The organism is Staphylococcus schweitzeri (assembly GCF_002902405.1).
In the GTDB taxonomy this organism is placed as follows: Bacteria; Bacillota; Bacilli; order Staphylococcales; family Staphylococcaceae; genus Staphylococcus; species Staphylococcus schweitzeri.
This window is the reverse complement of the sequence record NZ_PPQS01000004.1, coordinates 36,979-59,224: the sequence shown is the minus strand read 5'-3', so window position 1 is coordinate 59,224 and position 22,246 is coordinate 36,979. Positions and strand designations below refer to the sequence as shown.

18 protein-coding genes are annotated in these 22,246 nt (G+C 33.8%); 6 read left to right on the top strand and 12 right to left on the bottom strand.

Going from position 1 to position 22,246, the window contains the following annotated elements:
- Positions 1 to 190: 190 nt before the first annotated feature.
- From CD116_RS01205 to CD116_RS01195, 3 genes are read left to right on the top strand one after another with little or no spacing between them, the layout of a single operon-like run.
- Positions 191 to 1,159 carry an extracellular solute-binding protein gene (locus CD116_RS01205; RefSeq protein ID WP_047548845.1) on the top strand — a complete coding sequence of 323 codons (969 nt, stop codon included), beginning with the start codon at positions 191 to 193 and terminating at the stop codon, positions 1,157 to 1,159.
- Complete coding sequence (locus tag CD116_RS01200; RefSeq protein ID WP_047548848.1) at positions 1,156 to 2,712, top strand: sensor histidine kinase; 1,557 nt, start codon at positions 1,156 to 1,158, stop codon at positions 2,710 to 2,712. The genes CD116_RS01205 and CD116_RS01200 overlap by 4 nt, the downstream gene beginning before the upstream one ends.
- Positions 2,705 to 3,463 carry a response regulator transcription factor gene (locus CD116_RS01195; protein WP_047548851.1) on the top strand — a complete coding sequence of 253 codons (759 nt, stop codon included), beginning with the start codon at positions 2,705 to 2,707 and terminating at the stop codon, positions 3,461 to 3,463. The genes CD116_RS01200 and CD116_RS01195 overlap by 8 nt, the downstream gene beginning before the upstream one ends.
- Positions 3,464 to 3,731: 268 nt before the next feature.
- Here CD116_RS01195 and uhpT read toward each other — a convergent pair whose 3' ends face one another.
- The gene (gene uhpT, locus CD116_RS01190; protein WP_047424162.1) at positions 3,732 to 5,111 is read right to left on the bottom strand and encodes a hexose-6-phosphate:phosphate antiporter; all 1,380 of its coding nucleotides are present in this window, start codon (positions 5,109 to 5,111) and stop codon (positions 3,732 to 3,734) included.
- Between the two features lie 233 nt (positions 5,112 to 5,344).
- Between uhpT and CD116_RS01185 the strand changes: the two genes are divergently transcribed.
- Positions 5,345 to 5,839 (top strand): isoprenylcysteine carboxyl methyltransferase family protein, encoded by a 495-nt coding sequence (locus CD116_RS01185; RefSeq protein WP_047548854.1) that lies wholly within the window; start codon positions 5,345 to 5,347, stop codon positions 5,837 to 5,839.
- A 340-nt stretch (positions 5,840 to 6,179) separates the two neighbouring features.
- Here the strand turns inward: CD116_RS01185 and CD116_RS01180 are convergent, their stop codons facing one another.
- The 8 genes from CD116_RS01180 to CD116_RS01145 all read right to left on the bottom strand — a co-directional run bounded on the left by CD116_RS01180 (position 6,180) and on the right by CD116_RS01145 (position 15,139).
- The gene (locus CD116_RS01180; RefSeq protein ID WP_047529164.1) at positions 6,180 to 7,148 is read right to left on the bottom strand and encodes a sugar phosphate isomerase/epimerase family protein; all 969 of its coding nucleotides are present in this window, start codon (positions 7,146 to 7,148) and stop codon (positions 6,180 to 6,182) included.
- 55 nt (positions 7,149 to 7,203) lie between these two features.
- On the bottom strand, positions 7,204 to 8,244 hold the full coding sequence (locus tag CD116_RS01175; RefSeq protein ID WP_047548857.1) for a Gfo/Idh/MocA family protein: 1,041 nt from the start codon (positions 8,242 to 8,244) through the stop codon (positions 7,204 to 7,206).
- A gap of 24 nt (positions 8,245 to 8,268) precedes the next feature.
- A complete protein-coding gene (locus tag CD116_RS01170; RefSeq protein WP_047548860.1) occupies positions 8,269 to 9,345 on the bottom strand; it encodes a Gfo/Idh/MocA family protein in 1,077 nt (358 codons plus the stop codon).
- A gap of 339 nt (positions 9,346 to 9,684) precedes the next feature.
- Positions 9,685 to 10,524 (bottom strand): sugar ABC transporter permease, encoded by an 840-nt coding sequence (locus tag CD116_RS01165; protein ID WP_047548863.1) that lies wholly within the window; start codon positions 10,522 to 10,524, stop codon positions 9,685 to 9,687.
- A 1-nt stretch (position 10,525) separates the two neighbouring features.
- A complete protein-coding gene (locus CD116_RS01160) occupies positions 10,526 to 11,794 on the bottom strand; it encodes a sugar ABC transporter permease (RefSeq protein ID WP_047424175.1) in 1,269 nt (422 codons plus the stop codon).
- 2 nt (positions 11,795 to 11,796) lie between these two features.
- The gene (locus tag CD116_RS01155; RefSeq protein WP_047529155.1) at positions 11,797 to 13,068 is read right to left on the bottom strand and encodes a maltodextrin ABC transporter substrate-binding protein; all 1,272 of its coding nucleotides are present in this window, start codon (positions 13,066 to 13,068) and stop codon (positions 11,797 to 11,799) included.
- Between the two features lie 12 nt (positions 13,069 to 13,080).
- Positions 13,081 to 14,178 (bottom strand): ABC transporter ATP-binding protein, encoded by a 1,098-nt coding sequence (locus tag CD116_RS01150; protein ID WP_047548866.1) that lies wholly within the window; start codon positions 14,176 to 14,178, stop codon positions 13,081 to 13,083.
- 382 nt (positions 14,179 to 14,560) lie between these two features.
- Positions 14,561 to 15,139: a M23 family metallopeptidase gene (locus CD116_RS01145; protein ID WP_047548869.1), complete on the bottom strand. Its 579-nt coding sequence runs from the start codon at positions 15,137 to 15,139 to the stop codon at positions 14,561 to 14,563.
- Between the two features lie 208 nt (positions 15,140 to 15,347).
- Between CD116_RS01145 and CD116_RS01140 the strand changes: the two genes are divergently transcribed.
- Both CD116_RS01140 and CD116_RS01135 read left to right on the top strand, forming a co-directional pair.
- Positions 15,348 to 15,974, top strand: coding sequence for an FMN-dependent NADH-azoreductase (locus CD116_RS01140; RefSeq protein ID WP_047548872.1), 627 nt, complete (start codon positions 15,348 to 15,350; stop codon positions 15,972 to 15,974).
- A 195-nt stretch (positions 15,975 to 16,169) separates the two neighbouring features.
- Positions 16,170 to 16,943, top strand: coding sequence for a tandem-type lipoprotein (locus tag CD116_RS01135; RefSeq protein WP_047548875.1), 774 nt, complete (start codon positions 16,170 to 16,172; stop codon positions 16,941 to 16,943).
- Between the two features lie 300 nt (positions 16,944 to 17,243).
- Here the strand turns inward: CD116_RS01135 and ggt are convergent, their stop codons facing one another.
- Genes ggt through CD116_RS01120 form a run of 3 tightly spaced genes read right to left on the bottom strand, consistent with a single transcriptional unit; the run spans position 17,244 to position 22,243 of the window.
- The gene (ggt, locus tag CD116_RS01130) at positions 17,244 to 19,250 is read right to left on the bottom strand and encodes a gamma-glutamyltransferase (RefSeq protein ID WP_047548879.1); all 2,007 of its coding nucleotides are present in this window, start codon (positions 19,248 to 19,250) and stop codon (positions 17,244 to 17,246) included.
- Positions 19,251 to 19,287: 37 nt separating this feature from the next.
- The gene (locus CD116_RS01125) at positions 19,288 to 21,063 is read right to left on the bottom strand and encodes an ABC transporter substrate-binding protein (protein ID WP_047548882.1); all 1,776 of its coding nucleotides are present in this window, start codon (positions 21,061 to 21,063) and stop codon (positions 19,288 to 19,290) included.
- A gap of 16 nt (positions 21,064 to 21,079) precedes the next feature.
- Positions 21,080 to 22,243 carry an ABC transporter permease gene (locus CD116_RS01120; RefSeq protein WP_047548885.1) on the bottom strand — a complete coding sequence of 388 codons (1,164 nt, stop codon included), beginning with the start codon at positions 22,241 to 22,243 and terminating at the stop codon, positions 21,080 to 21,082.
- Positions 22,244 to 22,246 lie beyond the last annotated feature (3 nt).

The window sequence follows — 22,246 nt, the reverse complement described above, 5'->3', positions numbered from 1 at the left end:
AATAAAATATAACAGTTTGTTTTTACGTCATAGACAAGTCGTCTTGACAAACTAAAATTATCTGCTATTCACAACATTTGCAGCGACTTAACAAGTCATATTTAAATATTTCTAAATATTTAACATTACTTATGCGTCATTTATTGCTAAAATTATTGTATTAAAATATACATAGAATTGATGGGATATCATGAAATCAAAAATTTATATCTTGCTACTATTTCTGATTTTTTTATCAGCATGCACTAATATACGTCACGCTGATAAAGATAAAAATGTATTAACGGTATACTCCCCGTATCCAGCAACCTTGATTCGTCCAATTTTAAATGAATTTGAAAAACAAGAACACGTCAAAATAGAAATTAAACGAGGATCTACACAAGTATTACTTTCGAATTTGCATCAAGAGAAACTTTCTGAACGCGGTGATGTCTTTATGGGGGGCGTATTATCAGAAACGATTGATCATACAGAAGATTTTGTACCCTATCAAGATTGTTCTGTCACACAACAACTAGATGATTATCGATCAAACAATAAATATGTAACCAGTTTTCTGTTAATGCCTACAGTAATTGTGGTGAATAAAGACTTACAAGGTGATATTGCCATTCGAGGTTATAAAGATTTGTTGCAACCTGTGCTTAAAGGACATATCGCATATTCTAATCCAAACACAACAACCACAGGTTACCAACATATGCGAGCCATTTATAGTATAAATCATCAAGTGAGTGATGTTCATCAGTTTCAAAATCACGCAATGCAACTTTCACACACTTCTAAAGTTATTGAAGATGTAGCGAAAGGTAAATACTATGCAGGACTTAGTTATGAACAGGATGCACGCACTTGGAAAAATAAAGGCTATCCAATATCTATCATTTATCCTACAGAAGGTACGATGTTAAATGTTGACGGTATTGCATTAGTTAAAAATGCACATCCTCATCCTAAACGTAAGAAGTTAGTACAATATTTGACAAGTCGATCTGTACAACAACGTTTAGTCGCTGAGTTTGATGCTAAATCAATTCGAAAAGATGTCACTGAACAAAATGACAAATCTATTGCCAATCTGAAGAATATACCTTTAATACCGAAATCTAAATTACCTAACGTTCAGCATCATAAGTTTTTGGAGATGATTCAATGACAGCATATAAACCATACAGACACCAATTAAGAAGATCGTTATTTGCATCTACCATTTTCCCAGTATTTTTAGTAATTATTATCGGGTTGATAAGCTTTTACGCAATATATATTTGGATTGAGCATCGAACAATTCATCAACACACTGATGAAAGCCAAGCAGAATTACAACGTACCGAGAGAAACATTCAAACGTTCATTAAGCATCAGCAGCATTCATTTCAAGAGCTCGATTTAACAAATAGTCATGATGTTACTGTTACAAAACGTGAATTATTAAAATTAATACATGAACAGCCGGCTACACTTTATTATGAATTATCTGGACCAAAGCAATTTATAACTAACAATTATGAGCATTTAAATACGAAACAAATGTATTTATTGTCAGAAAACCAACTTAAGTTCAAAAACAGTACATATACGATTAAAATTTATATGGCCAATACGCCAAGATTAAGTGAAATTAAAAAAGATAGCCGCCAATTTGCACTTATTGTTGATCAATATGACAATATTTTATACGCCAATGATGACCGTTTTACTATTGGTGAAAAATACAAACCATCACAATTCGGCTTTATGAATGAGTCTGTAAAACTAAATATCACTGATCATCGACTCATTATTTACAAAGATATACATGAAACGATTGAAGATGGCATTACATTATTGATTGTCATGATGATTGTTCTTTTTTTACTTGTCATTTTTGGATTTATGAGTGCAGATAATATGGCTAAACGACAAACGAAAGATATCGAAACGATTATTCAAAAGATTTACTACGCTAAAAATCGACATCTAGGTGCTTATACACCATTAAATAATAATAGCGAACTAGAAGAAATAAATAATTATATTTACGATCTATTTGAATCAAATGAACAATTGATTCACTCGATTGAACACACCGAACGTCGATTAAGGGATATACAATTAAAAGAGATTGAACGTCAATTTCAACCTCATTTTTTATTCAATACGATGCAAACAATACAATATTTAATTACACTGTCACCTAAACTAGCACAATCGGTCGTACAACAATTATCGCAAATGTTGCGTTATTCACTACGTACAAACTCACATACTGTTAAATTAGACGAAGAATTAAAATACATTGAACAGTATGTCGCGATACAAAATATTCGTTTTGATGACATGATAAAACTTCATATTGAAAGTTCCGAAGATGCACGACACCAATCTATTGGGAAAATGATGATTCAACCTCTCGTGGAAAATGCTATTAAACATGGCAGAGATATAGAAACATTAAATATCAAGATTAGACTATCATTAAGACCTCATGCTTTACATATTTTAGTTTGCGATAATGGTATCGGTATGTCAGCTTCTCGATTAAAACATGTGCGTCAGTCACTAAATGATGATGTATTTGATACTGAACATCTAGGTTTAAATCATTTACATAATAAGGCGATGATTCAATATGGTTCAATTGCTCGGCTTCATATTTTTTCAAAACCAAATCAAGGCACATTAATTTGTTATAAAATACCTATTTCAAGGGGGAATGTAGATGTTTAAAGTTGTGATTTGTGATGATGAACGTATTATACGAGAAGGTTTAAAACAAATGATTCCTTGGGGAGAATACTATTTTAACACGATATACACTGCTAAAGATGGTGTAGAAGCACTATCACTCATTCGTCAACATCAACCTGAATTAGTTATCACTGATATTCGTATGCCTCGAAAAAATGGCGTCGATTTGCTCAATGATATTGCACATTTAAATTGCAATGTCATCATTTTATCTAGTTATGATGATTTCGAATATATGAAAGCTGGTATTCAACATCATGTTCTAGATTATTTATTAAAGCCCGTAGATCACGCTCAATTAGAAGGTATTTTAGAGAGACTTGTTCGAATGTTATTAGAGCAACAGTCACATTACGGACGTAGCTTAGCACCTTGTCATGATGCTTTCCAACCATTATTAAAAATCGAATACAATGATTATTATGTAAATCAGATTGTTGATCAAATTAAGCAATCTTATCAAACGAAAGTGACTGTTTCAGATTTAATTCAACATATCGATGTTAGTGAATCATATGCGATGCGAACATTTAAAGATCATGTTGGTATTACAATTGTCGATTATTTAAATCGTTATCGTATCTTACAATCTCTACAATTGTTAGATCGACATTATAAGCACTATGAAATTGCAGACAAAGTAGGATTTTCAGAATATAAAATGTTTAGCTATCATTTTAAAAAATATCTACAAATGTCGCCAAGTGATTATAGTAAACAAACAAAATAGCCTTGCTAATAATTATCTGTAAAACAAATACTCCCTACTATATCGACACCGCTATATGCCTATATTGTAGGGAGTAAATTCATTGAGTCACCCTAAGTCGGGCAAATAAGGATACTTCATAACAGGGAATTATGATCTGCCCCGAGACATAGAGATGATATATTTGCAAGGGTAGAAGCAGTATCTTTCATCTCTTCACGCACATGCCTTCGGGGCAGGTATTGCCAAAATAATAGTAATCAATTGGCAAACCTCTGAATTATTTAAATTAAATTTTTAAACTTCTAATTTTCTTTTCTTCATAATATGCAACGACACCTAACAAAATCATACCTAGGAATAGCGCTACATAGAAGACGATAAACACATCTGTCCAACCACTTAGTGTATAGCCAAATACATTCAAACCGTTACGTGTTGGGTCCGCAATAGCAGCTAATCCAACTTTAGCCATTGAGTCACCGAATAAATAAGCGAATGAACCTGTCATACCGTTAGCCACACTAATGGCATTTTTAGGAACAAAACCAGTCAATGATACACCGATTAATAATTGTGGGCCGAATATTAAAGCACCTAATGCAAATAATGAAATATTTACCATCGTTACACTTGTCGCATTTGTATAGAACAATACAACGAATGTAATCATGAACATACATCCAATAGCTACAATTGCACGTCGTCCTTTTAACAAGTCTGATACATAACCCCATAATAAACTTGCAACTAAAGCACCAATTTCAAAGTAGAAAATTGTGTTAACTGCGTCACCTTTATTAAAGTGTAAATGCTCTGACACATACAATGGCGCCCAGTTATCAATACCGATACGTACTATATATACAAATACGTTCGAGATACATAGAATCCATATAACTGGATTTCCCAGGATATATTTTTTAAAGATTTCCCATTTCGTCATACCTTGAGAATCAATATTTTCCTTATCTACCGGCTCTTCCCAAATTTCTTCGGCACGATTCCAACCTAATTCTTCTGGATCGTCTTTTCCGATAAATAACGTCGCGATACCAATAAGTAATGCGATTACTGACGGGAAAATGAACATACCTATAACATTACCATGGAAGAATACATTAGCCCCCCAAAGTGCGACACCACCTGCAATGGCACCACCAATATTATGAGATGTATTCCAGAAACCTAAATAACGACCGCGTTTCGTACGTGGCGCCCATCTTGAAATTGTTGAATAACTAGCAGGTCCGCCAACCGATTGGAACACACCGTTAAGCCCCCAAAGAACAATTAATAGTCCCATTACAGAACCAAAGTAACTTAACACAAATCCCATAATTAAAACTGTAATCGCAGATAATACAAGTAAGAATGAAATAATACGTTTTGTGTTACGTCCATCGACAAAATAACCAAGCAACGTTTTCCCTAAACCGTACGTGATACTAAATGCTAATCCGATATAACCAAGTTCTAATGTAGATAATCCGATTTCTTCTTTTAAAAACGGTTGTGCCGCTTTAAAGTTGTTTCGAATTAAGTACATAGCCATATACACAAAGAACACTACGAAGAAAGCTTGCATAAAGTTTCTAAGCCATAATTTACGTTGTACTGATAATGGAATGCCTTTGTTTGGAACCTTATGGATATCAAAAAAGTTCATCTCTGTCACCTCAATCATTTTCGTTAAGCCAAATATATCACGTTGGTGTAAGCGCTTAATATCCTTAAAATTATTAAATCATCCAAAATACTGAACATAAACACTTATTTAGGAACATATTTATGTATTAAAATTAATAAATAGTTAATAGTATTTGACAAACTTTATCTATAAAATACTTTATGTTGTCAAAACCAACGCGTATACATATAAACATAATGACGGAGGACATCATGATCTTATCTATATTACTTATCTTTTTCTGTATCCGATTGATCAGCTTAAAGATTTCAATTAATCATTCAAAACAATTAAAAGCAGATGGTGCTATTGAATACGGCGTTAAAAACTCAAAGCTATTAGCTATTACACACGTATTAATTTATGTTTGTGCAGGTATAGAAGCTCTTATTAATAAAGATACTTTTAGCTTAGCAAACGCCATCGGATTAGTCGTTTTAATTTTTGCTTATATCATGTTATTTATGGTAATTAAAACACTTGGCGGTATCTGGACATTAAAATTATTCATTTTACCAAATCATCCTATTATTAAATCAGGATTATACAAAATTACGAAGCACCCAAATTACTTCTTAAACATCATACCTGAATTAATTGGTGTATTATTATTAACACACGCAACATATACAACTATTTTATTAGTACCATATGCGTATTTCTTATATGTACGTATTAAACAAGAAGAGAAACTAATGAATATTTAAAAAATAAAAGCCTGTCATCACGTTAGCCGACATCGATACAAGTTTTAAAGGATGTACTGAAACATTCAGAAACCTTTGAAATAATTCGTATCTATGACCATTGTGACAACAGGCTTTTTTATATTTCTTATCATATATCAAACCACAAAAAGACTTGCGTTACTTTGCAGTGGTTTGAATTTTTCATTGTGAATGAACATGACCATCGCTATAGCGTATAAGAAATGGTAACATGACCATCTAATGCTGAAATGATGTAAGGTATGAAAATCTTTGGCATTTGCCTAAGCCCTGCATCAGTCTTCCTTCAGACAACCCTCACACTTACCAATGTATTGGATTATGCCCACCACATATCTGCTGGCTTGTCGTAAATATTAACAGATTTCAAAGTTTGACAAGCTTTTTGGAAACCTTCTTCTACTGACATAATAGGATCTTCATGTTCAATGCTTAATACGTAATCATATCCATTTATAATAAGTTGGCTAATGATATCTGCCCATATATATGGACTGTGTCCATAACCAACTGTACGGAATGTCCATGCTCTTGTCGCAACATTGCCATACGGTTGCATATCCGTTAGACCATACATATTTACATTTTCTTGATTAATATACGTATCTTTAGCGTGGAAGTGATGAATTGCATTCGCTTGGCCTAATATACGAATCGCTGCAATCGGATCAATTCCTTGCCACCATAAATGACTTGGATCTAAATTAGCACCAATGTATTCATTCGTAGCTTCACGTAATTTCAACATTGTATATGGCGTATGCACTAAAAATCCTGCATGTAACTCTATGGCAATTTTAACATCTTGTTCTTTTGCAAATTCAGCTAAATCTTTCCAATATGGTATCAACTTTTCATTCCACTGATAATCATATATTTCAGAGTATGCAGTAGGCCAAGGTGTCACAGGCCAGTTAGGTTTTTTAGCTGTATCATCTGAACCAGCAATTCCAGAGAACGTATTAACAACAGGTACATTTAAAAGATTCGCTAAACGAATTGTTTTACGTAATGTTTCATCCGCTTCTTTTGCTTCTTCAGGGTCTGGCGAAATTGGGTTGTTATGACAACTGAAACCACTTATTTGTAACCCTCTGTCTGTGATTGACTTCATAAATGCTTGTCTCTTGCCTTCGTCTTCTAATAATTCATCTAGCTTACAGAATTTATCTCCTGGATTACCACCTGTTCCGACTTCAATCATATCTAATCCAGATTCTGCAACATAGTCCAACATTTCTTCAAAGTTTTTATCGTAAAATAATACTGAAAATACACCTATTTTCATTGAAAAGCACTCCTTCATTTATATATTGAAAATTTTTCATCATTTATATCAACCATTAAAGTTGTATGCTCTTATTATCTAAATCACTACGATAAATCGCTTCTATAAGGGCATTTACATTTCGCGCCTCTTCCGCTTTCACGACGATTTCTTCTAATCCTAAACACGCATTAACAAAGTTTCGAGCCTGTCTATCCCCAGCGATCTCTTCGTTATGTTCAACATCAGCACTACTTTCAACAATAGTTCCAAAACGAGGTTCATAAATTTCAAAAGGAAATAAATTAATACCACCATTTTCACCCGATAAACTTACGTGCATCTTATCTTCTTTAATATTCGCAGACCAAGAACACTCAAACTGCATACTCGCTCTATTTGAAAATGTTATATAACTTGTGACATGATCATCCACATCAAATGTTTCATGGTCAAATGTTCCCCAATCATTAATTTGATTCGGTTGTCTACTTAACTGATTATATGTCTTGCCTAAAACATTTTGTGGCAACATATCTTTGCCTAATAACCATATGGATAAATCTAATAAATGACATCCATAGTCGATTAAGCTACCGCCACCTTGCAATGCTTTATTTGTAAAAACACCCCATCCAGGAACTTTACGTCTGCGCATCGCTTGTACACGCGCAACTAAGGGCTTGCCAACAACACCTGATTTTATTGCTTTTTTAGCAGTAATAGCGACATCAGTATGTCGGTAATGATACGCAACAGTTAATAATTTTTGGTTTCTGTTAGCAGCTTCAATCATACGATCACACTCTTCCGTCGTCATTGCCATTGGTTTTTCACACATTACATGGACACCATGATTCAATGCTTCTATTGAAAGATCAGCATGGAATTTGTTAGGTGTGCATATGATAACCGCATCAACGAGTTTAAACAATTCTCTTGGCGTTTCAACTGCATGCGGAATATTAAAACGTTTGGCAACTTCAATCATTTGCACGGTGTTAATATCTTGCACTGCTACTAGTGAAACTTTATCTTTTAGTTTCAGTAATGCTGGAATATGACGGTCTTGTGCAATGCCGCCAACACCTATCACACCAACGTTTAGTTTAGTCATGATGTTCCTCCTTAATAAAAGATGTTAATCAAAGTAAACGGCTTTGCCTGATTTTGCAGATTGATAAATTGCTTCAAGTATTTTAGTTACTATCATTGCTTGTTCAGCTTTCACAACTGGTTCTGTATCATTCACAATTGCATTTATCCATGCTTTCGCTTCTTCTTCAGCTTCGTCCACTTCATTACCTTCATAAAAGTCGACACCTTTGTTTTCTAATTCAACATGTTTAGTATAAAGTGTCCCCATATCTTCTCCATGAATACGCAAACCGTCTTTCATATCAGCTCCCGCTTTTGTTCCAGATAACGAACATTTTGCTTCATCAACTTCCAAAGAATTAATTGCCCATGCAGATTCTAAAATAATGGTTGCACCATTTTTCATTTTAATGAAACCAAATGCAGAATCTTCAACAGTAAATTCATCTGGATTCCATGATCCCCATGCATTTGCAGCATTATGTTGTTGATTTAATTTATGAAATATTGACCCCATCACTGATTCTGGTTCATAATTATTCATCATCCATAATGTTAAATCTAATGCATGCGTCCCGATGTCAATTAAAGGGCCACCACCTTGTGCTTCCTCATTTAAGAATACACCCCATGTTGGCACAGCACGTCGACGAATGGCATGTGCCTTTCCGAAATAAATGTCACCTAAGTCGCCACGTTGCGCTGATTTATATAAAAATTGACTATCTGGTCTGAAGCGATTTTGATAACCTATTGTTAACTTCTTACCTGTTTCTTGAGCTGCATCTATCATTTTTTGTGCTTCTGCTGTCGTTTTAGCCATTGGTTTTTCACACATCACATGTTTACCAGCATATAATCCCGCTACAGTAATATCACAATGTGAATCATTCGGTGTACATACGTGGATAACATCAATCGCTTTATCTTTTAACAACTCTTGATAGTCATCATAAACTTGTGCATCTTTCGTGCCATATACTTCTGCCGCACACTCCGCTTTCGAAATATCTACATCACAAAATGCGACCATTTCAACATTTTCAACTTTTCGCAAACTAGGCATGTGTTTGCCATTTGCAATACCACCACATCCAATAATTCCAACTTTAATCGTCATCATTTCGTCCTCCTTTAAATCATTATCATCATTAGTGATTATGTCGAGTCTCAGACATAAATCAACGTTCTAGGCTATACAATGTTATATTGGCAGTAGTTGACTGAACGAAAATGCGCTTGTAACAAGCTTTTTTCAATTCTAGTCAACCTTGCCGAGGGGGCGGGGCCCCAACATAAAGAAATACTTTTTCTTTAGAAATTAGTATTTCTTATACATGAGTTTTACTCATGTATTCCTATTTTTAGGTACATATTAGCTGTGACTAATGTGTAAGAACCACTACACAATAAATCATTAGTGCTTCTTTATCATTTCTGTCCTACTCCCATTTTCAAACTAACCTTTTGTCGCACCTGTTGTTAAACCTGATACTAAATAGCGTTGCAAGAACAAGAATACAATTGCTATAGGAACTGCAATCATAATAGCCCCTGCCGCAAACACTGTGAAATTATTTGCATATTTATCATTAATAAAGTTGAAAAGTCCAACTGCTAAAGTGAATTTTTCAGGGCTTCTCAATAAAATTTTAGGTAATATAAAATCCATAAATGGTCCCATAAAATTGAATAAAGCAACAACTGCTAGAATCGGTTTAGCTAATGGCAACATGATTTGTAAGAAAATACGCATATGTCCTGCTCCATCAATTTTGGCAGATTCATCAAGTTCTTTAGGAATGGTATCGAAGTAACCCTTCACTAAAAATGCATTCATCGGTATCGAACCACCAATATATACAAGTGTTAATCCAAATAATGAATCTAATAATCCGATTGTATTTAATAAAATGTAGATTGCGACCATTGCCATCAATACAGGGAACATTTGTAAAATCAAAAATGTAATTAATCCATATTTGCGCCCTACAAAGCGATATCTTGAAAAGGCATATGCTGTTAACGTAACAAATATCACACTAAATAATGCATTTGCTGATGCTACGATAAGTGTATTTTTATACCAAGTTAAATATTGACTACTTTCATCAAATAATAAAAATGCATAATTTTTAAATGTCGCATCATTCGGTATCATCTTAGCACCATATAAATTCGTACCTGGATTAAGGGAAATACCGAACGTCCACAATAATGGATACAATATGATGACAAACATCATAGCTATAAAACTATAAATCCCGATTGCTTTTATAATACGCTTCTTCTTTGCCATCTTATAATCCTCCCTCATCTTTAAAAGTACTAGTACGTCTGAATTGAATAAATGCCACAATAGCCACAATAAAACCAATAATTAATGACACAACTGCGCCCATATTAAAGTTATTAAACTCAAATGTCAGATTGTATACCCAAGATATTAAGATGTCCGTACTACCCGCATTCTGCCCTGACACTGGTGGACCACCTTTATTAAATAGATAAATAAGATTAAAATTATTGAAATTACCTGCATATTGCATAATTAACAATGGCGCTGTGGCATAAATGACATGCGGGAATGTGATGTTTCTAAACTTTTGCCAACTAGACGCACCATCCATATCTGCTGCTTCGTACCAATCTGATGAAATACTTTGTAATACACCTGTGAATAGTGCAAAGACAAATGGAAAACCTAGCCATACTTGGATACCAATTAAAGCAATTTTTGTCCAAAATGGATCACTTAGCCACGCTGGTGCCACGCCTAATAATGGTTGTAAAATATTATTATTTATAGCACCGAATTCATCGTTAAATAATGCTACAAAAATTAATATTGTTACAAATGATGGTACAGCCCAAGGTAAAATTAGCACCGTACGAATAAATTTCTTTCCTTTAACAACAGGATGATTGACAATAATTGCCAAAAATAGGCCTAATGCAATTTGAAGTGTTGTTGCAACAAGTGTCCAAACTAATGTCCAAGTAATAACACTAAAAAATGTTTTGCGCCAAACACCAATTGTGAATAATGTTTTGAAATTATCTAAACCAACCCACTCTAATGTGTGCCTAGGAGGTGCATTGTATAAATTGTAGTTCGTAAATGCCACACCAAACATAAATATCAGCGGAAATACAACTACAAATATCAATAAGAATGTACCCGGTGAGATGAGTAAGTATGGGAAAGTCTTGTCCCAAGTTGCAACCATACGTGCTTTAGGATCTTTTATTTCTTCATTACGATTAAAGCGTTGAGCATTGCGATATGCATCTAATATGTTAATGATATATAACATTATGGCGAAAGCAACAAGCAATAAAGAAATGATACCTTGAGCTAGTAATACACGAGAATCGTCTAACTTAGGTACAGTTCCTAATGTGAATAATCCCCAAAAACCAATATTTAAAAAGCTATAAAATACAGAAATAAAACTGATGAAAAAGATAAAGAATATCATGCCTTTAATAGGTCTTTTGTTATAAAACTGGCCCAATCCAGGTATGACAGATAATAATGCAGCTAATTTAGGGTTACGTTTCACTATAACTAATCTCCTTTCTTATCATTTTGTGATGGATGTAGAATCTTAATATTTTGCGTAATATCATTCGTCGCTTCGTCTAAAGCTTCTTTAGGATTCTTACCATTCGAGATAAATGTACTGGCATTGCCCATCGGTTCCCAAACTTGTCTCATTTCTGGAATATTAGGCATCGGTTCAGCATGACGTGCTTGTTTTTCAAACACTTTCAAATTCGGATTAGATGATTTCACGTCAACACGCCCAGTAATTTCGCTCATTTCATCTGTATATTTTTGTAATGTATCTTTACTAGTGATATACAACATTAAGTCTTTTGCCCAATACTTATGTTTACTGTATTCAGATAAATACCAACCACGTACACCAAGAAACGGCTTCATCTGTTTGCCACCATCAGTAGGCAATGTTGTCACACCAAGATCTTTACCAAATGTCTCTTGATACTCATTAATGTTCCATGGTCCTGTTACAAATTGTCCAACTTTACCTTCTTTAAAAAGACCAATCATCACATCATGAGTTGCTGCCTTAGGAAGATACCCTTTGTCGTACCATTTTTGTAATCGTTCAGCATTCTTTACTACATGTTTAGAATTCAGTCCTAATCGATGAATATCATATTCACTGCCATTTTTCTTGAAAATATAATCATCATTGCCGAATAAAAACGGATAATTAAAATAGAAATTTTTAGCATCAAATAACATACCGTATTGTTTCTTTTTACTATCAGTTAGTTTGGCAGCATTAGCTTCAACTTCTTCTAACGTTTGCGGTGCATTTTTCACTAATTTTTTATTATAAAAAAGTGCGGTTGTTTCAACGATAGCTGGCAATGCTAGTTGCTTATTGTCATAATTCATCGCTTTTAGTGCTTGCTTATTGAAACCTTTCAACTCATCTTTCGATAATTTGATTTCAGCAGCTAAGCCTTGTAGATAGGCACTTCCAGTATTATCATGTGCTAAGAAAAAGATATCTGGTCCTTTCCCAGCAGGCGCATCTAGCGAAATATTCTCTAGTTGATCATTCTGACCAACATTTACAAGTTTTACTTTTATACCAGTTTTTTTAGTGTATTGATCAGTAATTTTTTTATAAAAAGCCATCTGCTTGTCGCCATCCACCCACATCGTAAGTTGATTCGGCTTGTCTTTAGAATTATCTTTATTTAAGGCTTTATCTATATCTTCCTTCGAACGATTAGGGCCACATCCAGTTACGATTAATAACATTGCAACGACTAACGTGATGCATTTTAAAAATTTAGACATGAATACTCCCCCTTAGACAATTCGATTTCCTGTTTTTTCATCAAAAAAGTGACACTTATTCATATCAAATGCTAGTGTAATCTTGTCGTTCGCCATCACTTGTGTTCTTGAATCTAATTTAGAAATCAATTCCATTCCTTGGAATGTGCTATGTACCATAATTTCTGAACCTAACAGTTCGGATACAACTACTTCAGATTCAAATTGTGTCTCTGGAGAAGTTTGAATAAATATTGGTTCTTCATGAATGTCTTCAGCTCTAACCCCTAAAATGATTTCCTTATCTAAGTAGCCAGCAGCTTTTAACTTTTCAAATTTTTTATTATGTAATTTAAAATGGTGTGTTCCTACCTTCAATCCGTCCATTTCAACTGTAGCATTCAACATATTCATTGCTGGTGAGCCGATAAATTGCGCCACAAATATGCAATTAGGGGCATCATATATTTCTCTAGGTGTGCCAACTTGCATAATGTCGCCATCTTTTAAAACAACAATTCGACTAGCCATTGTCAACGCTTCAGTCTGGTCATGTGTAACATAAATCGTTGTAGTATTAAGTCGCTTATGTAATTTCAAAATTTCTGTACGCATCTGTACTCGTAACTTCGCATCTAAATTTGATAAAGGTTCATCCATTAGAAATACTTTCGCATCTCTTACAATAGCTCTACCTAAAGCAACACGTTGACGCTGTCCACCAGATAACGCTTTTGGTTTACGCCCAAGATACTCAGTTAATCCTAATATTTCAGCTGCTTCATTAACTTTTTGTTCAATCTCTTTTTTATTTACTTTACGTAGCTTTAGCCCAAATGCCATATTTTCAAAAACAGTCATATGTGGATATAATGCATAGTTTTGAAATACCATCGCAATATCTCTATTCTTTGGTTCAACATCGTTCATGCGTTCCCCATCAATATAAAAATCTCCAGATGTGATAGACTCTAGTCCAGCAACCATTCGTAATGTTGTTGATTTACCACATCCCGATGGTCCAACAAATACAATGAATTCTTTGTCAGTAATATGTAAATTAAAATCTTTCACTACAGTATTGTTGTTGTCATACGTCTTTTTAATATGCTCTAACTTTAGTTCTGCCATGTTATGCCTCCCATACTTTGTTTACAGTTTGATTGTGCAATACACTTCGTGAAAACGTTTGCACAAATACTTACATAAATCATATAGTCACTCATTATTAATGTCAATCATAAATTGTAAACGTTTACATTACTGTCAGAATTAAACTTTTATACAGAAAATTGATATAGGGCACAACTATTTTTAGTGTGACAATAATGATTTTTTACGTGCGATATTTCACTGCCAATGCTAACAACCTTGTCTTACATTTTAAGTAATATCTAAATCAAACAAGTATGACTTGGCATTTCGATTTTCATTGAAAAAAGCAACCATTATGTAAGTATCATACTCACACAATGATTGCTTAATTTTTTAAACTGCGGGCACTCTTCTATAACTACAAATCATATAGGCTACGTTTCCCATCAGGTAACTGATCAATAAACGGTTGAGGATCTTCTGCATATTCATTACCTACGCCACCTTTCATTCTTTGAAAATGTAAATGTGCACCAGTCGTTTGTTTACCAGTATTGCCTGAATATGCAATAATATCACCTGCTTTGACTCGATCACCTACTTTGACATTATATTTGTCTAAGTGTAGATACCACTGGTGATATTCTCCATTGTCTTCAGCAATCTGTAATACCTTGCCACCTAGTTCATTGTTGAAAATACGTGTCACTTTACCATTCGTTGGCGCTTTAATTGGTGTACCTTTTGGCAATGCAAAATCAATACCATAATGCTTACCTTCAAATGGTGAATGTTGATATTTACCAAAAGTCTCAGTTACCCGACTCCCTCTAAAAAAGTCTTCCCATTTTGAGTATCCTTGTCCTTTATTATCTTGCGTTAATTTATTAGTATATTGATTAAACCATTTTTGAATGTCCTCTATATAAATAATCGTAAATAATAGTGAAAGAAAAATGATAATTGTTGCCAAAATACGTTTTGGTCGCTTTGTCATAGTGGCATCCATCCTTCATATATTTTGGGTATTAAGTATATATTCTAAATCAATTATTTCATAATTAATTGCACTCATACTTTGGTAGTACTGCTAAATATAGATGAAGAAGATGATGGTAATTTGAATATTTTGATTGATATTAAATTTTATATTGAGTATAATAATTATACTTAAGAAAATAACAGAATCAGAGGAGAATTTTTATATGGCGAAAGTATTATATATTACTGCACATCCCTTTAATGAATTAGTATCAAATTCTATGGCTGCTGGTAAAGCGTTTATTGAAACTTACCAACAACAACATCCTGATGATGAAGTGAAACATATTGATTTATTCGAAACTTATATTCCAGTTATTGACAAAGATGTATTAACTGGTTGGGGAAAAATGAGCAATGGCGAGACATTAACAGATGATGAACAAATGAAAGTTTCAATATTGAGTGACATTTTAGAAGAATTTCTAAGCGCAGATAAATATGTATTTGTAACGCCTATGTGGAACCTTTCTTTCCCACCTGTAGTTAAAGCATATATTGATGCTATTTCAATTGCAGGTAAAACTTTTAAATACTCTGCTGAAGGACCACAAGGTTTGTTAACTGATAAAAAAGTATTACACATTCAATCACGTGGTGGATATTATACAGAAGGCCCCGCTGCTAATTTTGAAATGGGCGACCGTTATTTGAGAACAATCATGACCTTCTTAGGTGTGCCATCATATGAAACAATTATTATCGAAGGGCACAATGCCGAACCGCATAAAACTGAAGAAATTAAGGCAACTAGTATTAATAATGCTGAAAAATTAGCAACAACATTTTAATTTTTATCTATACTGTGTGACTAATCAAACGTCATACAGTGTTTTTTGTTTTTCTTACAAACCTTTTCTACTTTTTATAAATACCTATTATTTTCACAAATTTAAAATTTTATATTAACTTTAATACTGATGTAAATATTTTTTGAATATATTATTATAGTGTTAATGAAGTATTTTTAGAGAAGGTGTGAATATATGAAATCACATAAAATTTTCTGGGTAAACTTAGCAGCAATTATTATTATTTCAATTGTAATCAGTGGCGGTATGTTTTTGGCAATGAAGTGGGAACAAATTCATTTGAAAGATGGTCTTAAAAAAATACTAAGTACATATCCTATTAAAAACTTAGAAACGCTTTATGAAATTGATGGTCACGATAATCCCCATTACGAAAATAATGGTCAAGACAAATGGTATATAGAATCCTCTTATTCAGTTGTTAAATCAGATGAGCTTTTAAAAGAAGACCGTATGTTGTTAAAGGTAGATAAGAACACACATAAAATAACTGGTGATTATGACACAACAACAAACGATAGAAAAAATGCTACTCACTCGACATACAAAAGTTATCCGGTAAAAGTAGTTAATAATAAAATCGTTTTCACAAAAGACGTAAAAGATCCCTCGCTGAAACAAAAAATCGAAAACAATCAATTTTTGATTCAAAATGGTGATTTAACAAGCATTTTAAATAGCAATGATTTGAAAGTCACACATGATCCTACCACTGATTATTATAATTTATCTGGTAAGTTGTCGAACGATAATCCAAACGTTAAACAATTAAAACGTAGATATAATATTCCTAAAAATGCATCAACAAAGGTGGAATTAAAGGGAATGGGTGATTTAAAAGGCAATAATCATCAAGATCAGAAACTTTATTTTTATTTTTCAAGTCCTGGAAAAGACCAAATCATTTATAAAGAAAGCCTTACTTATAATAAAATAAGTGAACATTAATATTTATGATGTAACTATAAAAATATCCAAATCATTTATTAGCATTTAACATTCTAAAATCACACATTATAAAAACGCCTCACATCATTCATTTAATTGTACCAAATCAAATTAAGTTAGATTTTAGACTAACTATTGTGGTGTACATCAAAAACGAATTCGTGGGGCGTTTTATATTTTACAAAGGCGTCTAGCGTTCCTTATAGCATCTTCAACATTACTATACTCAAGCGTCACTCTATAGTTCGAAATCGAATCCTTTCGTTCAACAAAAAACCAATCGCACATCTAGCAAATAAATTATCTTGTGATACTATCTCGATCGTATCTATAGTATGCATTTGTTTTACGTTTTACTGAATGATACGTTTCATCATTTAAGTATAAACTGTCATCCTTAAAGGTTACTTGATAACCTTTCTTCCGTGCCAACCAGGTAATATCTATATAACTTTCTCCGTCGATATCATAACTTCTCAAATCTTCAATATGTGCACTAACTCCAGGGAAAATAATTCTTATAACACTTTCTTCAATCCAAAATTTGTCGTGCATCCACCGTACTTGTTCTGCTAATAATGGTAACTGCACATCATTGAAATATACACGATGGGTGTCATTATCGTATATTTCGGGACTAGGTAATGGTTGTTTTCTAATTGATAATACATCGCCACCCATCACTGTGCCTTCCCTCGTATCATCAGCACCTCCCGAAGCTTCACGTGTATTCAAGTCAACCTGTAGCCCATGTACATCTCCAATATAGTCATCTGGTTTATTTTCCATCACATGTCCACGTGCAATCAATGCTAATATTGTGGATTGTGAAAATTGAGGCTCCCATTCAATTCGATTAGGATGGCTACTATAAATCCTAGGTTCATCTATTGCCTGCTGAATATCCATACCAAACACTAATACATTGATTAATGTTTGAGCAACACTAGCAATGATACTTATGGCACCAGGTGCACCTACTGTCAATATCGGATTACCATGATGCGTCACAATCGTTGGAGCCATATTACTTAGAGGTCGTTTATATGGTGCAATTTCGTTAATACCACCATCTACTACATCAAAGCCATCCATTGTCGTATTCAATAACACACCATAGCCTGGAATCGTGATACCTGAACCATAAATCATACCGATTGACGTCGTGAATGAAGCGATATTACCTTCTTTATCAATCACACAAAAATGCGTTGTTTCGGTATGATTTTCTTCAACATCTGTATAACTAATGCAATCAGATACAACACCATGCTCTATATCGATATTTGCTTTTCTACTATCAATAAGCTTGCTACGTGTATTTAAATAGTCGTCATCAATTAATGGCTCTACAGGTACATCATGAAAATTATCATCTGCCAAATACTGTGCACGATCACTATACGCTAAATGCATAGCTTGTATCAAATGGTGCAAATAATCAACAGACCTCGGCCCCATTGAAGGTAAGTCGACATGTTCTAATAACTTCAATATTTGAATTACTGTGATACCACCCGAACTAGATGGCCCCATTGAATGAATATCATAGTCTTTAAATGTCGCACTAATCGGCGCTTTAATCTGAATGTCATAATTTGCTAAGTCTTCTAAAGTGATTGTGCCACCATATTTTTTGACAACGTTTACTAACTTTTCCGCGATGTCACCTTTATAAAATGCATTAAATCCATGCTCTTTTAATATTTGAAGTGTCTTACCTATTTCGGGTTGTACAATCCAATCATCTTCACGCCAATATTGATTTTCATTCGTAAATACTTTCGCCGTTTCATGATACTTTATCAACCGTGCGTGTTGCTGGCGTGAATATTTTTCAGTAGCCCAATTGGCAGAATGGCCATCCACAGCTAGTTCAATTGCAGGATTAATTAAATCTTCCAATGACAATTTAGCATAACGCTTGTGAATATAATCAAACAGCTTTGGAATTGCTGGCACAGCAACAGTTTTACCATGTGTAGTCATATCAAAAAATGATTTATACTCGCCCGAATCATCCAAATAAAATTGTTTGTCTACATGTGCTGGGGCTGTCTCACGCGCATCAAACGCAGTTATATTGCCAGTACTTTGCTCATAATATAGCAAGTACCCGCCACCACCAATACCTGATGCAAATGGTTCTACCACATTCAATGCCAGTTGAATTGCAATCACTGCATCCATGGCGTTGCCACCTTTGTCTAATACATCCTTACCAATTTTAGCCGCAAGAGGATGTGATACAGAAATCAACCCTTCTTTAGACGTTGTTTTCTGTTTGTCATTTAAGTTAATGACCATACTATATCCTCCTACTTTCTGTTAAATATTTAAAACATTATTGATTGATGGCTTTCTCTACTTTTTCTAAATCTTGACGTTGCTCGTTACCAGTATCGACAAGCGGTGTAATCGGTGATGCAATTTTAAATTTGTCACCACGATAAAACTTAATAAATTGATCCTGATCTATCGCATTAACTACTGCTTGTCTCAAGTTTGGATGTGTCTTAAATATACCTTTTTTAATATTTAGCATTAAAAAGACTGACTTGCGTCCATTTTTACGTATAATGCTTAAATTTTTATCTGACTTAATTAAATCAAAATGTTTTTGATTCACATCTGCCAACATATCAATTGAATGATTTCTTAGTTCTGACAATGCATTATTCGAGTCACCATTAAACTTCAATGTAATATTTTTAATTCTAGCTGGTCCATAACTACCTTTTTCTGTTTCGTTGAATCCTGGATTACGTTGAAACGCTGCTTGATATGCATTTTTCTGTGTCATAATGTATGCGCCACTTGCATAAAGCGCATTTTTTCCATCTGAAGTAGCAGGAATTGTACTGCTGTCCCCATATCCTTTTGGATATTCTTGATTTACTTGATTAACAAATTTTTTAGATAAAATACCTGCCGAAGAATGTGTTAAATAATTCACTTCTCGAGGCATCGATTGGTCGGTCGTAATTTTAACAATTTGATAAATACCATTTTTGTTATTTACTTTTTGACCATCTGTCGTTAATGATTTGACGTTATAAGCTTTTATCAACTTATCATAAATAGATTTATCATCTTTATCTTTCTCTTTACGCAACTGATCGATGTCCTCATCTTTTAATATCTTGATGTCATTTATATGTTTGTGCATATTGTACGTATTATTGTTAGGCACAGACTTTTTATCACGTGCTCTATCTAAAGAAAACTTAACATCTTCAGCCGATACACGCTCTCCAGTATTACGTGCTTGTCCATTGACCACTTTCGCAAAATAATCATCATCTCTTAACAAGAAATAAAATGCTTTATTGTCCTTATTCACAGCATAATCACGACTTAACGAACCTTTCGTTGTTAAGTGGTCGTTTTCATCTAATAATAATAACCTTGTGTACATATTCATATTAATTGAATATACTGACGGTGCAATTGAACGTATTGGATCCAATGTAGGAATTTCACCATCTTGTTGTGTCATCACAAGTGGACGCGTATCTCGTTCTCTACTATTGTTGTAATCAAATTGTTGCCATATTAATGCACGTGAATTTGGCAATCCAACGCTATTTTTATCTAACACTTTATTGTCATATACTAAATTCTTTTTTGAGCCATATAAAGGCGCCATATACCCTTTATCAAAGACAACTTCATCTTCAATTTGCTTATATGTTTGTTTAACATCTGCTTCATTTTGCGTAGAAGCTTTATTTAACAACTGGTCTACATGTTTATCTTTCAATAAACTATTTGATCCTGTAGAACTAAATAATGCCGTCATAGCATAGTTTGGGTCACCAAATACTGTCATCCAGTCATCGATTTGGAGATCATAATTGCCGGCTTGACGTTGTGTACGATAGCTACCATAATCTGGTTGGATATTCATCTTCACGTTAAATCCTGCATTTTCCAATTGATCTTTAACGATATTCATATCATTTTCATAGCTTGCTTGTCCTAGGAAATGTATTGTTGGTCGCTCGCCTTTCACTTCAACTTTCGATGACTTTTGAGCCACTTCTGATTTCGTAGGGACACCACAACCACTTAATACCAACGCTAACACTATAATTGCGATACTAATGATTTTCTTCACATCTATCCCTACCTTTTTATTGAATTCTTGGATCTAGTGCATCACGCACTGCATCACCTATAAAATTAAATGCTAAAACGACGAACATAATACAAACACCAGGTACAATAGCTAAATTACTGTGCGTTTCCAAGTAATTACTACCGGTACGCAAAATGTTACCCCACTCAGCTACATCAGGTGCAACACCAAGTCCTAAGAAACTTAAACTACTTGTTGTTAATACAACCACACCTATATTTAATGAAAAACGTACAATCATAGGCGCAATCGCATTCGGCAAAATATAACGCCATATAATATTCCAAGTATTTTCTCCTGTAATACGTGCTGCATCTACATATTCCATGCGCTTAATTTCTAAAACACTTGCCCGCATCGTTCGTGCAAATGATGGTATATTACCGATACTTAAAGCAATAATTAAATTTGGAATACTTGCTCCAAATGATGCGATAATTGCTACTGCCAACAATAATGATGGAATTGCAAACACTACATCTAAAATTCGCATAACTAAATTATCAATATGGTTAAAGTAACCCGCTACTGTACCTAGTAACACACCAAAAATAACTGCAATAACTACCGAAACAATTGAAATTGAAAATGTCAGCTTCGTTCCGACAACAACGCGTGTAAATAAGTCTCTACCGAAATCATCAGTGCCAAACGGATATGCTAGACTCGGTCCATGTAACAGTGCATTGAACTGATTTTTAGTAGCCAATGTCGTATCAAATGTAAATTGTGACACAATTGATAATGTCAACATGTAGACTAAAATAAGTAACCCGATAATCGCAATACGATGTCTAGTAGTTTTTCGTATAAACGATTCCCAACCGTTATAACTATGTATTTCCGATGTGCGTTGGTAACGTCTAATACTTACAAACATTAATAATGTAAATACGTTGCCTGTTAATGTCATCAACAATAACAACACTTCGACGATACGTCGCCATAGGTCATGATGCTTCCATGTTTGTTCCGTTGTTAAGATGATAATTAAAATGATGGTTAAAACGATTAGCAATGTTTCAGCAATATAGAACGTATCGGCCACATAACCTTTAAAAAGATTTAATGCACTCGTTAATATAACTAAAATATAAGTTGCAATAGCATAACTTGCGAATAGTTTTAAGGAAGCTATCTTTGTTGTAAGTTTTACCATATG

Bases quoted from the DNA above. Each gene is read 5' to 3' on its own strand.
- CD116_RS01195 (WP_047548851.1), top strand. From the start codon at position 2,705: ATGTTTAAAGTTGTGATTTGTGATGATGAACGTATTATACGAGAAGGT.
- CD116_RS01165 (WP_047548863.1), bottom strand. From the start codon at position 10,524: ATGGCAAAGAAGAAGCGTATTATAAAAGCAATCGGGATTTATAGTTTT.
- CD116_RS01145 (WP_047548869.1), bottom strand. From the start codon at position 15,139: ATGACAAAGCGACCAAAACGTATTTTGGCAACAATTATCATTTTTCTT.
- CD116_RS01185 (WP_047548854.1), top strand. From the start codon at position 5,345: ATGATCTTATCTATATTACTTATCTTTTTCTGTATCCGATTGATCAGC.
- CD116_RS01200 (WP_047548848.1), top strand. From the start codon at position 1,156: ATGACAGCATATAAACCATACAGACACCAATTAAGAAGATCGTTATTT.
- CD116_RS01140 (WP_047548872.1), top strand. From the start codon at position 15,348: ATGGCGAAAGTATTATATATTACTGCACATCCCTTTAATGAATTAGTA.
- CD116_RS01155 (WP_047529155.1), bottom strand. From the start codon at position 13,068: ATGTCTAAATTTTTAAAATGCATCACGTTAGTCGTTGCAATGTTATTA.
- uhpT (WP_047424162.1), bottom strand. From the start codon at position 5,111: ATGAACTTTTTTGATATCCATAAGGTTCCAAACAAAGGCATTCCATTA.
- ggt (WP_047548879.1), bottom strand. From the start codon at position 19,250: ATGGTCATTAACTTAAATGACAAACAGAAAACAACGTCTAAAGAAGGG.
- CD116_RS01175 (WP_047548857.1), bottom strand. From the start codon at position 8,244: ATGACTAAACTAAACGTTGGTGTGATAGGTGTTGGCGGCATTGCACAA.
- CD116_RS01120 (WP_047548885.1), bottom strand. From the start codon at position 22,243: ATGGTAAAACTTACAACAAAGATAGCTTCCTTAAAACTATTCGCAAGT.
- CD116_RS01180 (WP_047529164.1), bottom strand. From the start codon at position 7,148: ATGAAAATAGGTGTATTTTCAGTATTATTTTACGATAAAAACTTTGAA.
- CD116_RS01150 (WP_047548866.1), bottom strand. From the start codon at position 14,178: ATGGCAGAACTAAAGTTAGAGCATATTAAAAAGACGTATGACAACAAC.
- CD116_RS01170 (WP_047548860.1), bottom strand. From the start codon at position 9,345: ATGACGATTAAAGTTGGAATTATTGGATGTGGTGGTATTGCAAATGGC.
- CD116_RS01135 (WP_047548875.1), top strand. From the start codon at position 16,170: ATGAAATCACATAAAATTTTCTGGGTAAACTTAGCAGCAATTATTATT.
- CD116_RS01205 (WP_047548845.1), top strand. From the start codon at position 191: ATGAAATCAAAAATTTATATCTTGCTACTATTTCTGATTTTTTTATCA.